This window comes from Sphingomonas sp., from assembly GCF_036402235.1.
In the GTDB taxonomy this organism is placed as follows: Bacteria; Pseudomonadota; Alphaproteobacteria; order Sphingomonadales; family Sphingomonadaceae; genus Sphingomonas.
Genome location: NZ_DASWTG010000092.1, coordinates 21,257 through 34,055, shown reverse-complemented (window position 1 = coordinate 34,055; position 12,799 = coordinate 21,257). Strand labels below are relative to the sequence as shown.

Below are 12,799 nucleotides of genomic sequence, written 5' to 3'. Positions count from 1 at the left end.
GGCTGCGCCTGCCACCTCCCCCTGGCGGGGGAGGATCGATTAGGGCTGTGTCAGCGCGGCGGGCGGGTGCCAAAGGTGACGATGCTCTCGCTGCCGTCTGCGGCGACCGCCGAGACGCCGACGAAATGGTCGTCGACCGGGATGTCCTTGAGCACCGTCTCGGTCAGCCCGGCGACGCCGCGCACGTCGGTCCAGTCCTGCATGTCGTTGCGGCGCCAGTAGACGCGATAGCCCTTCGCGCCCGCGACCGGGTTCCACTTGACCTTGATGTCATGCGAGAGCGCGCCATCGAGCACCACGCTTGACGGCGCATCGGGGGCGTTGGCGAGGCGGCGGATCGTCGCGACGTTGAGCGCGGTGACCTTCGCCAAATAGGGGAAGTCCATCTTGTCGATCGTGTCGCCATAGACGCGGCCATTCTCGGTCCGCAGATCCTGGTGCTGCTGGTCGTAATGCTCGGTGCCGACCGAGAAGCGGATTGCGGGATAGCCGAGGCGCAGGAAGGGCTCATGGTCGCCGCCGCGGCCGAAGCGGTCGGGGCGGCGGACGATGAAGGCGTCGAGGGCGCCCTTGTCCTGCTCGCGCATCCCGTCGGCGACCTTGTCGATCGCCTTGGCCAGCGCGCGGCTGGGGCCGTCATCCTCGCCGCCATCACCGCGGCGGCGGAGCTGCTCCTCGAGCGTATCGGACGCGCGAATGCCTTCGGAGAAGACGCGCACGCGATCGGCGACGCGCACGCCGTTCTGGCCCATCGTGCCGCCGACGATGTCGTTGTTGAGCACCGCGATCACCGTCCAGCCGCGCTCCTTGGCGGTCTCGGCAAGCAGGGTGCCGCCCATCAGCCCTTGCTCCTCGCCGGAAAGGGCGGCGTAGATGATCGTCGCCTTGTGCTTCTGCTTCGAGAGGATGCGCGCAGCCTCGATCACCAGCGCGACGCCCGATGCGTCGTCATTGGCGCCGGGGGCATCGGCGGTGGAGTTCATCACGTCGCTGACGCGCGAATCGATATGGCCCTGGACGATCACGACGCGCTTGGGATCCTCGCCCGCCTGGAAGCCGAGGACGTTGACGATCTCGACCCCGTTTGGCGCGCGCGGGCCGGTAAAGGTGCGGGCGATGTTGGCGACCTCGATGCACTTGCACGCCTCGCCGATGCGGTTGAGCTCGTCCGCCGCCCATTTGCGCGCGGCGCCGATGCCGCGCACCGGATCGGTCGCGGAGGACAAAGTGTGGCGCGTGCCGAAGCTGACCAGCTTCTCGACGTCCGCCTTGAGGCGTTCGGGGCTGGGGGATTCTTGAGCGGCGGCGGGGGCTGCGGCGAGCAGCGCGAGCAAGGGAAGGGTTCGCATGGGGATCAGCTTAGCCGGTCGATCGCGTCGCGGTCGAGGCTGCCGGGAATCAGCATCAGCGGGACGGGTAGGGCAGCCATGTCGCCGCTGGTGAAGTGCGTGACGAGCGCGCCGGGCTTGCCGCCGGTCGCGGCGCCGAGGACGAGCGCGGCGATTTCGGGATTGGCGTCGATCAGCTCGCGGATGATCCTGGGACCGTCGCCCTCGCGCACGGTAATGGTGGGCTTGAGGCCCGATTCCTGGATCAGCGTGCCCGCGGCACCCGCGACCAGCGCCTCGGCACGCTGGCGGGCCTCTTCCTCGATCGTCGCCATCACGCCGCCCCACTGGACGAAATCGGGCTTGGGAATCAGCGAGAGAATCTCGACCCCGCCGCCGGTCTTGACCGCGCGGCGTGCCGCGAAGCGCAGGGCGATCTGCGCTTCGGGGCTCTCGTCGATCACCACAAGATAGGTGCGCATGAAACTATCCCCTCCCGTTTCCCCATGGTGGTGACGCGGGAAGGCGTGCAGCGCAAGAGGTTGACGGGCGCGGGAGGGTTGACCCGCGCCGTTCATCGCGCAAGGGAGGGCCGAAACCACCACCCTGCGACAGGATCCTCCCCACCCATGTCGATCGACATCAAGATGCCTGCCCTTTCCCCGACGATGGAGGAGGGCACCCTCGCCAAATGGCTGGTGAAGGAAGGCGACACGGTCAAGGCCGGCGACCTGATGGCCGAGATCGAGACCGATAAGGCGACGATGGAGTTCGAGGCGGTCGATGAGGGCGTGATCGCCAAGATCGTCGTGGCCGAGGGCACCGACGGCGTGAAGGTCGGCACCGTGATCGCGGTGCTGGCGGGCGAGGGCGAGGATGCGTCGTCGGTCGCGGCGCCGAAGGCCGAGGCGCCCAAGGCTGCCGAAGCGCCCAAGGAAGAAGCGAAGGCCGCGCCGGCGCCTGCCGCTGCGCCCGCTCCGGCCTCCGCTTCCGCCCCGGCGGCGAGCGGCGATCGCGTCAAGGCGAGCCCGCTGGCGCGCCGCATCGCAGCCGAGAAGGGCGTCGACCTCAGCAGCGTGAGCGGATCGGGACCGAACGGCCGGATCGTCAAGGCCGACGTCGAGGGCGCGAAGCCCGGCGCGGCGCCTGCTGCACCGGCTGCGGCGCCTGCGACGGCGGCGCCCGCTGCTGCGGCTCCGGCCGCTGCGCCTGCCTCGGTCTGGTACGACGAGAGCATCCCGCACGAGGAAGAGAAGCTCAGCAACATTCGCAAGACGATCGCGCGCCGCCTGACCGAGGCGAAGCAGACGATCCCGCACATCTACCTCACCGTCGACGTCCAGCTCGATGCGCTGCTCAAGCTGCGCGGCCAGCTCAACAAGAGCCTGGAAGGGCGCGGCGTGAAGCTCTCGGTCAACGATATGCTGATCAAGGCGCTGGCCGTCGCGCTGGCTCAGGTGCCCAAGTGCAACGTCACCTATGCCGGCGACAAGCTGGTCAAGTATAACCGCTCGGACATCTCGGTGGCCGTTTCCACGCCGACCGGCCTGATCACCCCGATCATCCGCGACGCCGCGAATATCGGCCTCGCGTCGATCTCGACCCAGATGAAGGAGCTGGCCGAGCGCGCGAAGGAAGGGAAGCTCAAGCCCGAGGAATATCAGGGTGGCACTGCCAGCATCTCGAACATGGGCATGTTCGGCATCAAGCAGTTCGACGCGGTGATCAACCCGCCCCAGGCGATGATCCTGGCGGTCGGCGCGGGCGAGAAGCGGCCGTACATCGTCGACGACGCGCTGGGCGTCGCGACGGTGATGTCGGCGACCGGCAGCTTCGACCACCGCGCGGTGGACGGGGCCGACGGCGCCGAGCTGATGAAGGTGTTCAAGGCGCTCGTCGAGTCGCCGATGGGCCTGCTGGCCTGAGGGCGCCGTGCGCGTCCTCACCGAAGCCCTGCACATCGCCGCGGGAATCGCGGTCGCGCTGCTGATCGGCGCGCTTTCGGCCTGGGCCTATCCGCTGGCCGCGCGCGACGTGTGGCTGGTGACGGCGGTGGCGATCGCGTGCGTCATCGTGATGGGCATCGGGCCGATGCGGCGCGCGGTTGCAGCCGACGACAGTGGGAAGGACGCCGGCGATGCCTGACCGCGACCCGCCCGCCTTCGAGCCGACGATCCGCGTCACCACCATGCCCGCCGACGCCAACGCCTATGGCGACATCTTCGGCGGCTGGCTGATCGGGCAGATGGACATGGCCGCCGGCCTGGTCGCCGCGCGCCGGGCCAAGGGTCGGGCGGTGACGGTGGCGATGGACGCGATGCAGTTCCACGCGCCGGTGTTCGTCGGCGACGAGGTGTCGGTCTATGCCGCGCTCACCAAGGTCGGCCGCAGCTCGATGAAGATCGACGTCGAGGCCTGGCGCCGCGGCCGCCACGGCGAGGAGCGCGAGCTGGTGACGCAGGCCAATTTCACCTTCGTCGCGGTGGGCGACGACCGCAAGCCGCGGCCGGTGGAGGGCTGATGCGCAGGCCGCCCGCCCAACCTATCTATCGTTCAATCCTCATTCCCCAGGGGCTCTAGAAGACAATGGCTGAATCCTATGACGTGATCGTGCTCGGTTCGGGACCCGGCGGCTATGTCGCCGCGATCCGGGCGAGCCAGCTGGGCCTCAAGACCGCGATCATCGAGCGCGAGCTGCTGGGCGGCATCTGTCTGAACTGGGGCTGCATCCCGACCAAGGCGCTGCTGCGCTCGGCCGAGATCTTCCACTTCATGCAGCACGCCAAGGACTACGGCCTCGCAGCCGAGAAGATCAGCGCGGATCTGGAAGCGGTGGTCAAGCGCTCGCGCGGGGTAGCCAAGCAGCTCAATCAGGGCGTTACGCACCTGATGAAGAAGAACAAGATCGCGGTGCATTTCGGCACCGGCAAGCTGACGGGGAAGGGCAAGCTCAGCGTCACGGCGGAGGACGGCAAGACGACTGAGCTGGCCGCGAAGAACATCATCCTCGCCACCGGCGCCCGCGCCCGCGACCTGCCGAACCTGCCCGCCGACGGCAACAAGGTGTGGACCTATCGCCACGCGATGACGCCCAAGGAGATGCCCAAGAAGCTGCTGGTCATCGGATCGGGTGCGATCGGCATCGAATTCGCGAGCTTCTACAACGATATGGGTGCCGAGGTGACGGTGGTCGAGATGCTCGACCGCATCGTGCCGGTCGAGGATGCCGACATCTCCGCGCATCTTGAGAAGGCGCTCAAGAAGCAGGGCATGACGATCATGACGGGCGCCAAGGTCGACAAGATCGCCACCGACGCGAACGGCGTGAAGGCGACGATCACCGGAAAGGACGGCAAGGCGGTGGACGGGCAGTTCAGCCATGTCATCGTCGCGATCGGCATCGTGCCCAACACCAGCGACATCGGCCTCAAGGAACTGGGCGTCGATGTCGACGAGCGCGGCTTCCTCAAGACCGGGCCGGACTGCAGGACCAATATCGACGGCCTCTACGCGATCGGCGACATCACCGCGCCGCCGTGGCTGGCGCACAAGGCGAGCCATGAGGGCGTGATCGCGGCCGAGGCGATTGCGGGCAAGCATCCGCATGCGATGGACCCGCGCAACATCCCGGGCTGCACCTATTGCCACCCGCAGATCGCCAGCGTCGGCCTGACCGAGGCCAAGGCGAAGGAAGCGGGCTATGAGGTGAAGGTCGGCAACTTCCCCTTCATCGGCAACGGCAAGGCGATCGCGCTCGGCGAGCCCGAGGGTTTCGTGAAGACCGTGTTCGACGCCAAGACCGGCGAGCTGCTCGGTGCGCACATGATCGGCGCCGAGGTGACCGAGATGATCCAGGGCTACACCGTCGGCAAGACGCTGGAGACCACCGAGGCCGAGCTGATGGAGACGGTGTTCCCGCACCCGACGATCAGCGAGACGATGCACGAGGCGGTGCTCTCAGCTTACGGGCGCGCACTGCACATCTGATCGGGTACGGCTTCCGGCCTGAATCTCGGCAGCCGGGGAACCCTCGCGAAGGGCCGGGCGTTCGCGCCCGGTCCACAGGAGGGAAATCCCCATGAAACATAAACTTATGTTAATTTCGCTGCCCGCGCTGGCGCTGGCGGCGTGTGGCAGCAACGAAACGAGCAACGCCGCCGGTGCGTCCAATATGGCGGTCCCCGAAGCCGAAACCATGATGGGCGACAATATGGCTGCCAACATGGCCGACGCACCGATGGCGATGAGCGGCCAGCAGTTCGCCGACGCCGCCGCGGCGAGCGACGCTTATGAGATCGAATCCTCCAAGCTGGCCCAGGAAAAGGCGGAGAGCGCGGCGGTGAAGGAATTCGCCGCGACGATGGTCAAGGATCACACAAGCTCGACCGCCAAGCTCAAGGACGCGGCGGGCAAGGCTGATCCCGCGATCACGCCCAACCCCGCGTTGAACGCCGAGCAGACCGCCAACCTCGAGGCGTTGCGCGGCGCGAGCGGTGCGGCGTTCGATACGCTCTACAAGGAGCAGCAGGTCGCGGCGCATCAAAAGGCGCTGGCAGCGCTTCAGGGCTATGCGGCGAATGGCGACGTCCCGTCGCTCAAGACCTTCGCGGGCGACACCGCCAAGGTAGTCGAGGGCCATCTGAAGCACGTCAGTTCGATGTGACGCCTCGCCCGGCGGCTTGCGGCCGTCCGGGCAGCCGTTGCGGCGTTCAGCCTTTATTGGTGAAGCCGTGCCATGTTCCCGCACGATTTGCGGGAGCATGGCATGTCGGCAAAGGCGGTGTTGGGGATCGTCCCTGTCTTCTGGTTCGCCGGGCTGGCGATCTATCTCTATCGCGTCAATCAGACGATGGGCGAGGCGGTGCAGCAACAGCTGATGCCGATGATCCTAGGCCTGGGCGCGGTCAGTCTGGCGCTCGGCATCCCGCTCCTGCTCAAGCTGCTGCGGCTGGCGAGCGGCGCCGCGGCCAAGCCCAAGCGCCCGAAGATGCCCGCCGGCGCGGCACCGGGAAGTTTCGATGCGGACGCGTTGATCGCCCGCTATCTCGAGAAGAAGGCGGCGGGCGAAGCGTCGTTCGAGGTTCCGGACGCTGCCACGCCGCGCCCGACCTTCGGCCGCAAGGTCTGACGCACGGCGATCAGCCCGTTCGGGATACAGGCGAGAACCGGACGGCGATCGCCGCGTTGAGGTCGGCATGGCGAAGCAGGACGACCACGAAACGGTGTGGAAGAATTTCCACGAGGCGGTGAACATGACCGCGGGCGAGATCGAGGACTGGCTCGAGACCGAAGAGAGCCGCAAGGTCGGATTCAAGCGCGACGGTGCGAGCGAGAGCGTCGGGCACGCGTCGGGACGGCGGATCGTGGCGATCCTGCGCACGAAGCAGGCCGAGCTGGATGGGGGCGACTATGCGCACATGCGCAAGGTGGTCGGCTTCGTGCGGCGGCATCGCGGGCAGGGGCCGCATGAGGCGTTCCGGATCCCCACCTCGCGCTGGCGCTATTCGCTGATGAACTGGGGGCATGACCCCCTCAAGTGACGGTCAGCCGGCGGCCGCCTCGACCGTGGTCGCGAGGGGCGCGCGCGGGGCGTCGCTGCCGATCAGCGGGGTGATGGTCACGGTGGTGGCCCCGATGCGCCGCATGCGGCCGTCGATATGACCGCCATTCTCGATCGTGATGTTCTCATATTCGACGTCGCCGGTGATGCGCGCGGTGCGCTCGACGGTGAGCTGGCGCACGCGGACCGTGCCCTCGATCGCGCCGGCGATGCGGGCGCTCTCTGCAGTGACGCCGCCGACGATGTGGCTTTCGGCGCCCTGGATCAGCCCGGCGCAATCGACATCGCCCTCGATCCGGCCTTCGACGTGCAGCTCGGCACTGGCCTGGACGTTGCCCGAGATGACGACGTCGGCGCCGATCACGGAGAACATGCCGCGGCGGGCGCTGCCGTTGCTTCCGTTCGCCAGCGGCGTGGCCGGCCGGTCGTCACGAATCCTGGTCCCGAACATAGGTGCTACTCCCCCGCGGTCATGCGACCGGCGCCTACATCATATCAAAGTGCAGCGTTCCGCGCAGCCCGTGCGGGGGCGGGATTCGATGCGATCCGTCGCGATTATCATTCGCGTGAGGGGCAATCAGGGGCTGCGCGAGGATCCATGTCGCGGCGATCATGCACAGCGCGCCGATCGCGACCATCGGCATGCCGACTCCCAGATAGCCGATGATCGCTGCGGTCGAGCCGAGCTGGACCAGCGCGGCGAGCGTGAAGGCGCCGCGCGTGCCGCGTGATATCGCGAAGGCGAAGGTGAGGATGTCGGCGAGCAGGAAATAGCGCTCGTGCATGCGCGGGAGCAATCCGGCGGTCAAAAGCGCGGCGAGCGCGGCCATGCCGACCAGCCCGGCCTTGTCGAAGCGCACCACCTGCATCCGCGCTACGAAGGCCGCGGAGGCGCCGAGCGCGGCGGCGAGCGCGAGGGCGAACAGCTTCGGGGCATGCTCGGGCGTGATCGCGCCGGCGAGCGACCAGATGTTGGGCGCGTTGCGCGCGATCTCGTTGCTGAAGGTGCCGGCCTGGCGGAAATAGACGGTCGCGAGGTCCGCGGGCGGCCAGCCTGCGATCAGTGCAGGCGCCATCATCGCGAGCAACGCGGCGGGCGCGGCGAGCCAATGATGGAACGGCATCCGGCGGCGGATGGCGAGCGCGAGGAAGAGGGGCGCGACCAGCACCGCCTGCGCCTTGAACGCGACGGCGATGCCGCACCAGGCGAACATCGCGACGTGGCGGCGCTCGAGCGCCATCGCCACCGCCATCACGCAGGCGGCGACATAGATGGCATCGCACTGGCCCATCAGCAGCGCGTTGAATGCGACCGAGGGGAGAGCGAAGATCGCTGCCGCCCATTGCGCGCGCTGCGGCGCAGCGAGTGCCCCCAGCAGGCGATGGAACGACAGGGCGAGCGCGACAGTCCCGGCGATCGAGAGCAATTTGATCACGCTCATCGGGTCGAGCCATTGGGCGAGCGGACTCACAGCCGCGAGCAGGTAGAGATAGCTCGGCATGTAGTTGGAGAATGGCTCGGCAAAGGCCGAGGCTGCGCCGCGCGCGCGGATCGTCTCCAGCCAGGGGACGAGGTAGGCGGTCATGTCCGGCGTGTAGAGCGGCCAGAGCACCCAGGCCTGCACCGCGGCGACCAGTGCGACCAGCCAGATCGCGGGCGCGGGCATCGGTGGACGGATCGGCAGCGGCGGCATAGGCTGGCTTTGGCGGACCGCCCTGAAAATCGGGTTAAAGACAAGGCGGCGCCGCAGGTGGAGGGCGGATGGCGGATCGTGGCGGATTTCGGAGCAGGCTGGCCGTCTTGCCGATCCCGTCCTCGCCCGTGCTGATCCGCATCGCGGGCGCGTTTGCCGCGATCGTCGTGCTCGGCCTGATCGCGATCGGGGGGCGCTGCGCGTCGCCGACGATGGTGAGCTGCTCCGCCGAGACGCTGTTCAACGGCGGTCCCCGGCTCGACGTGCCGTACAAGGGGACGCGGCCCGCAGTGATCGCGCGGATGCTGGAGATGGCGGAGGTCAAGGCGGGGGATCACGTCATCGATCTCGGCACCGGCGACGGGCGCATCCTGATCGCCGCGGCACGCGAGCGCGGCGCGCGCGGCTTGGGGATCGATCTCGACGCGGTGCTGATCGGGAAGGCGCGGGCCAACGCGCGAAGCGCCGGGGTGGCCGACCGGGTGCGGTTCGAGACCGGCGATCTGTTCAAAGCCGATCTGTCGGCGGCGGACGTCGTCACCATGTACCTGCTGCCCGAGGTCAACTACCGGCTGTGCCCGCGGCTGCTCGCGCAGCTCAAGCCCGGCGCGCGGATCGTCAGCCATGCGTTCGACATGGGCGACTGGAAGCCGGACGCGACGCGACGGGCAGGGGGCGCGACCGTCCATTTGTGGCACGTGCCCCCGCTGGACAAGCGGCCGGCGCTATGCCCGGGCGCAACGCGCGCCTCGGCGCGGTGAGCGGGCTTCGCGCCGCCATTGACCGGCCAGGGCCGCAAGCGTATAGGCCGCGCGTTCCGCACCGGGGCAGGGAGTCGATTCTGTCGGCTTTTCGGCGTTCCGGGTGGCGCAAGAGCTGAACGGTGTCGGAGACTTGGGGCCGGGGGGTTCGCCCGCCAGGCCCTTTTGTATTGCACTACCAGGGCTCCCGCACAGTAACCGCCGGGCAACCGGTAACGAAAAAGGTGAAGGGCTTCATGCCGACGATCAACCAGCTGGTCCGCAAGGGCCGCGAACTGCAGAAGACCAAGTCGAAGGTCCCTGCAATGGAGCAGAACCCGCAGAAGCGCGGCGTCTGCACCCGCGTGTACACCACGACCCCGAAGAAGCCGAACTCGGCGCTTCGCAAGGTGGCCAAGGTCCGTCTGACCAACAGCCGCGAGGTCATCTCGTACATCCCCGGCGAGGGCCACAATTTGCAGGAGCACTCGGTGGTCCTGATCCGTGGCGGCCGTGTGCGCGACCTTCCCGGCGTGCGCTATCACGTTCTGCGCGGCGTGCTCGACACCCAGGGTGTCAAGGACCGCAAGCAGAGCCGTTCCAAGTACGGCGCGAAGCGTCCGAAGTAAGCCAAAGTAAGCCCCGGACAGGTTCCGGACCGGCTGAAGTTTAGAAGGAAATTCAAGATGGCACGTCGTCGTCGTCCCGAGAAGCGGGAAATCCTGCCCGATCCCGTCTATGGTGATCAGGTCCTGTCGAAGTTCATGAACAGCGTGATGCTGGACGGCAAGAAGTCCGTCGCGGAAGGCATCGTCTATTCGGCGCTCGAGGTTGTCGAGCAGCGCGCGAAGAAGGACCCGCTGGGCGTGTTCCACGAAGCGCTGAACAACATCAAGCCGGGCATCGAGGTCCGCAGCCGCCGCGTCGGCGGTGCGACCTACCAGGTCCCCGTCGAAGTCCGTCCGGAGCGTGCGCAGGCGCTCGCGATCCGCTGGCTCATCGCCTCGGCCCGCAACCGCAGCGAGAACACCATGTCGGCGCGCCTGTCGGGCGAGCTGCTGGACGCTTCCAACAACCGCGGCAATGCAGTGAAGAAGCGCGAGGACACGCACCGCATGGCGGAAGCGAACCGCGCGTTCAGCCACTACCGCTGGTAACAAACCACACTATATGATGGGGAGCCGGATCGTCCGGCTCCCCACATCGCTAAGGAACCCACGATCATGGCCCGCAGCCATCCGCTCGAGCGCTATCGCAATATCGGCATCATGGCGCACATCGACGCCGGCAAGACCACGACGACCGAGCGCATCCTCTATTACACCGGCAAGTCCTACAAGATCGGCGAGGTCCATGAGGGCACCGCGACGATGGACTGGATGGAGCAGGAGCAGGAGCGCGGGATCACGATCACGTCGGCGGCGACCACCTGCAAGTGGAAGGCCGATGACGGCAAGGGTGAAGAGCACCTGATCAACATCATCGACACACCGGGCCACGTCGACTTCACGATCGAGGTCGAGCGTTCGCTGCGCGTGCTCGACGGCGCGGTCGCCTGCTTCGACGGCGTTGCCGGCGTCGAGCCGCAGTCGGAGACCGTGTGGCGCCAAGCCGACAAGTACGGCGTGCCGCGCATGTGCTTCGTCAACAAGCTCGATCGCACCGGCGCGGACTTCTACTTCTGCGTCGATTCGATCATCGAGCGCCTGGGCGCGCGCCCGGCCGTGCTGTATCTGCCGATCGGCATCGAGGGCGGCTTCAAGGGCCTGGTTGATCTGGTCCAGAACCGCGCGATCATCTGGCTCGAGGAGAGCCTGGGCGCGAAGTTCGAATATCAGGACATCCCCGCGGACATGGCCGAAAAGGCGGCCAAGTATCGCAGTGATCTGATCGAGATGGTCGTCGAGCAGGACGACGAGGTAATGGAGCAGTATCTCGAGGGCAACGAGCCTGACGTCGCGACGCTGAAGAAGCTGATCCGCAAGGGTACGCTCGCCATGGCGTTCGTGCCGATCGTGTGCGGCTCGGCGTTCAAGAACAAGGGCGTCCAGCCGCTGCTCGACGCGGTGGTCGACTATCTGCCGAGCCCGCTCGACATCCCCGACGTGCAGGGCGTGAAGCTCGACGGCGAGACCCCGGATTCGCGTCCGCCGTCCGACGATGCACCGCTGTCGCTGCTGGCGTTCAAGATCATGAACGATCCGTTCGTCGGCTCGCTCACCTTCGCGCGCATCTATTCGGGCACGCTGTCGAAGGGCAGCTACCTGAACTCGGTGAAGGACAAGAAGGAAAAGATCGGCCGCATGCTCCTCATGCACGCGAACTCGCGTGAGGACATCGACGAGGCGCGTGCGGGCGACATCGTCGCGATCGCGGGCCTCAAGGAGACCACGACCGGCGACACGCTGTGCGATGCGGCCCACCCGATCATCCTCGAGCGGATGGAATTCCCCGAGCCGGTGATCGAGCTGTCGGTGGAGCCGAAGACCAAGGCCGACCAGGAGAAGATGGGCATCGCGCTCAACCGCCTGGCCGCCGAGGATCCCTCGTTCCGCGTTTCGACCGACCATGAATCGGGCCAGACGATCATCAAGGGCATGGGTGAGCTTCACCTGGAAATCCTCGTTGATCGCATGAAGCGCGAGTTCAAGGTCGAGGCGAATGTCGGTGCGCCGCAGGTGGCGTATCGCGAGTATCTCGCGAAGCCGGTGGACATCGACTACACCCACAAGAAGCAGTCGGGCGGCACCGGCCAGTTCGGCCGCGTCAAGGTCAAGCTGACCCCGGGCGAGCGCGGCTCGGGCTTCGTCTTCAAGGACGAGATCAAGGGCGGCAACATTCCGAAGGAATATATCCCCGCGATCGAGAAGGGCTTCCGCGAGACGGCGCTGACTGGTTCGCTGGTCGGCTTCCCGATCATCGACTTCGAGGTGCTGCTGTATGACGGCGCGTACCACGACGTCGACTCGTCGGCGCTGGCCTTTGAAATCACCGCCCGCGCGGCGATGCGCGAAGCGGCGCAGAAGGCCGGCATCAAGCTGCTCGAGCCGATCATGAAGGTCGAGGTCGTGACCCCCGAGGACTATCTCGGCGACGTCATCGGCGACATCAACAGCCGCCGTGGCCAGATCCAGGGCACCGACAGCCGCGGCAACGCGCAGACGGTCGAGGCGATGGTGCCGCTGGCCAACATGTTCGGTTACGTGAACCAGCTCCGCTCGTTCACGCAGGGCCGCGCGCAGTACAGCATGCAGTTCTCGCACTATGACGAAGTGCCGCCGAACGTGGCCGACGAAGTGAAGGCCAAGCTGGCGTAAGAGGTTTGTTGGGGGGATGCGCCTTGCGGCGCATCCGCGGGCCGGAGCCGCCCTTCCCAAACAAACTCAAAGGCTGGCGTTACTTGAATTGAACCGCTATGGGGCCGCGTTCTCGCGATTCCCGTAGCGGTCCGGGAAATTTGAATCAGAAGGTAGGAAA

15 protein-coding genes are annotated in these 12,799 nt (G+C 67.0%); 11 read left to right on the top strand and 4 right to left on the bottom strand.

The window, feature by feature from the left end; translation table 11 throughout:
• Positions 1 to 50: 50 nt before the first annotated feature.
• Positions 51 to 1,349 carry a M28 family metallopeptidase gene (locus VGD28_RS18625; protein WP_331029855.1) on the bottom strand — a complete coding sequence of 433 codons (1,299 nt, stop codon included), beginning with the start codon at positions 1,347 to 1,349 and terminating at the stop codon, positions 51 to 53.
• A gap of 5 nt (positions 1,350 to 1,354) precedes the next feature.
• The gene (locus VGD28_RS18620; RefSeq protein WP_331029854.1) at positions 1,355 to 1,810 is read right to left on the bottom strand and encodes a universal stress protein; all 456 of its coding nucleotides are present in this window, start codon (positions 1,808 to 1,810) and stop codon (positions 1,355 to 1,357) included.
• Positions 1,811 to 1,957: 147 nt separating this feature from the next.
• Between VGD28_RS18620 and VGD28_RS18615 the strand changes: the two genes are divergently transcribed.
• From VGD28_RS18615 to VGD28_RS18585, 7 genes are all read left to right on the top strand, one after another.
• Positions 1,958 to 3,253: a pyruvate dehydrogenase complex dihydrolipoamide acetyltransferase gene (locus VGD28_RS18615; RefSeq protein ID WP_331029853.1), complete on the top strand. Its 1,296-nt coding sequence runs from the start codon at positions 1,958 to 1,960 to the stop codon at positions 3,251 to 3,253.
• A 7-nt stretch (positions 3,254 to 3,260) separates the two neighbouring features.
• Complete coding sequence (locus tag VGD28_RS18610) at positions 3,261 to 3,473, top strand: hypothetical protein (protein WP_331029852.1); 213 nt, start codon at positions 3,261 to 3,263, stop codon at positions 3,471 to 3,473.
• A complete protein-coding gene (locus tag VGD28_RS18605; protein ID WP_331029851.1) occupies positions 3,466 to 3,849 on the top strand; it encodes an acyl-CoA thioesterase in 384 nt (127 codons plus the stop codon). The genes VGD28_RS18610 and VGD28_RS18605 overlap by 8 nt, the downstream gene beginning before the upstream one ends.
• Positions 3,850 to 3,914: 65 nt before the next feature.
• Complete coding sequence (lpdA, locus tag VGD28_RS18600) at positions 3,915 to 5,315, top strand: dihydrolipoyl dehydrogenase (RefSeq protein WP_331029850.1); 1,401 nt, start codon at positions 3,915 to 3,917, stop codon at positions 5,313 to 5,315.
• A gap of 91 nt (positions 5,316 to 5,406) precedes the next feature.
• On the top strand, positions 5,407 to 5,991 hold the full coding sequence (locus VGD28_RS18595; RefSeq protein ID WP_331029849.1) for a DUF4142 domain-containing protein: 585 nt from the start codon (positions 5,407 to 5,409) through the stop codon (positions 5,989 to 5,991).
• Between the two features lie 72 nt (positions 5,992 to 6,063).
• Positions 6,064 to 6,456 (top strand): hypothetical protein, encoded by a 393-nt coding sequence (locus VGD28_RS18590; protein WP_331029848.1) that lies wholly within the window; start codon positions 6,064 to 6,066, stop codon positions 6,454 to 6,456.
• Between the two features lie 67 nt (positions 6,457 to 6,523).
• Entirely contained in the window at positions 6,524 to 6,868 is a 345-nt protein-coding gene (locus VGD28_RS18585; protein ID WP_331029847.1) for a DUF3140 domain-containing protein, read from the top strand.
• Positions 6,869 to 6,871: 3 nt separating this feature from the next.
• Here VGD28_RS18585 and VGD28_RS18580 read toward each other — a convergent pair whose 3' ends face one another.
• Positions 6,872 to 7,339 (bottom strand): polymer-forming cytoskeletal protein, encoded by a 468-nt coding sequence (locus VGD28_RS18580; protein ID WP_331029846.1) that lies wholly within the window; start codon positions 7,337 to 7,339, stop codon positions 6,872 to 6,874.
• Positions 7,340 to 7,373: 34 nt separating this feature from the next.
• Positions 7,374 to 8,555, bottom strand: coding sequence for a hypothetical protein (locus VGD28_RS18575; protein ID WP_331029845.1), 1,182 nt, complete (start codon positions 8,553 to 8,555; stop codon positions 7,374 to 7,376).
• 134 nt (positions 8,556 to 8,689) lie between these two features.
• On the opposite strand from VGD28_RS18575, the gene VGD28_RS18570 reads away from it, so the two are divergent.
• From VGD28_RS18570 to fusA, 4 genes are all read left to right on the top strand, one after another.
• Positions 8,690 to 9,343, top strand: coding sequence for a class I SAM-dependent methyltransferase (locus tag VGD28_RS18570; RefSeq protein ID WP_331029844.1), 654 nt, complete (start codon positions 8,690 to 8,692; stop codon positions 9,341 to 9,343).
• 236 nt (positions 9,344 to 9,579) lie between these two features.
• Positions 9,580 to 9,951, top strand: coding sequence for a 30S ribosomal protein S12 (gene rpsL / locus VGD28_RS18565; RefSeq protein ID WP_331029843.1), 372 nt, complete (start codon positions 9,580 to 9,582; stop codon positions 9,949 to 9,951).
• Positions 9,952 to 10,008: 57 nt separating this feature from the next.
• Positions 10,009 to 10,479, top strand: coding sequence for a 30S ribosomal protein S7 (gene rpsG, locus VGD28_RS18560; RefSeq protein ID WP_331029842.1), 471 nt, complete (start codon positions 10,009 to 10,011; stop codon positions 10,477 to 10,479).
• Between the two features lie 66 nt (positions 10,480 to 10,545).
• Complete coding sequence (gene fusA / locus VGD28_RS18555; protein WP_331029841.1) at positions 10,546 to 12,639, top strand: elongation factor G; 2,094 nt, start codon at positions 10,546 to 10,548, stop codon at positions 12,637 to 12,639.
• Positions 12,640 to 12,799 lie beyond the last annotated feature (160 nt).

Coding starts and splice junctions, on each gene's coding strand:
- VGD28_RS18605 (WP_331029851.1), top strand. CDS start 3,466: ATGCCTGACCGCGACCCGCCCGCCTTCGAGCCGACGATCCGCGTCACC.
- VGD28_RS18620 (WP_331029854.1), bottom strand. CDS start 1,810: ATGCGCACCTATCTTGTGGTGATCGACGAGAGCCCCGAAGCGCAGATC.
- lpdA (WP_331029850.1), top strand. CDS start 3,915: ATGGCTGAATCCTATGACGTGATCGTGCTCGGTTCGGGACCCGGCGGC.
- fusA (WP_331029841.1), top strand. CDS start 10,546: ATGGCCCGCAGCCATCCGCTCGAGCGCTATCGCAATATCGGCATCATG.
- VGD28_RS18580 (WP_331029846.1), bottom strand. CDS start 7,339: ATGTTCGGGACCAGGATTCGTGACGACCGGCCGGCCACGCCGCTGGCG.
- rpsG (WP_331029842.1), top strand. CDS start 10,009: ATGGCACGTCGTCGTCGTCCCGAGAAGCGGGAAATCCTGCCCGATCCC.
- VGD28_RS18585 (WP_331029847.1), top strand. CDS start 6,524: ATGGCGAAGCAGGACGACCACGAAACGGTGTGGAAGAATTTCCACGAG.
- VGD28_RS18575 (WP_331029845.1), bottom strand. CDS start 8,555: ATGCCCGCGCCCGCGATCTGGCTGGTCGCACTGGTCGCCGCGGTGCAG.
- VGD28_RS18590 (WP_331029848.1), top strand. CDS start 6,064: ATGTTCCCGCACGATTTGCGGGAGCATGGCATGTCGGCAAAGGCGGTG.
- VGD28_RS18595 (WP_331029849.1), top strand. CDS start 5,407: ATGAAACATAAACTTATGTTAATTTCGCTGCCCGCGCTGGCGCTGGCG.
- VGD28_RS18615 (WP_331029853.1), top strand. CDS start 1,958: ATGTCGATCGACATCAAGATGCCTGCCCTTTCCCCGACGATGGAGGAG.
- rpsL (WP_331029843.1), top strand. CDS start 9,580: ATGCCGACGATCAACCAGCTGGTCCGCAAGGGCCGCGAACTGCAGAAG.
- VGD28_RS18625 (WP_331029855.1), bottom strand. CDS start 1,349: ATGCGAACCCTTCCCTTGCTCGCGCTGCTCGCCGCAGCCCCCGCCGCC.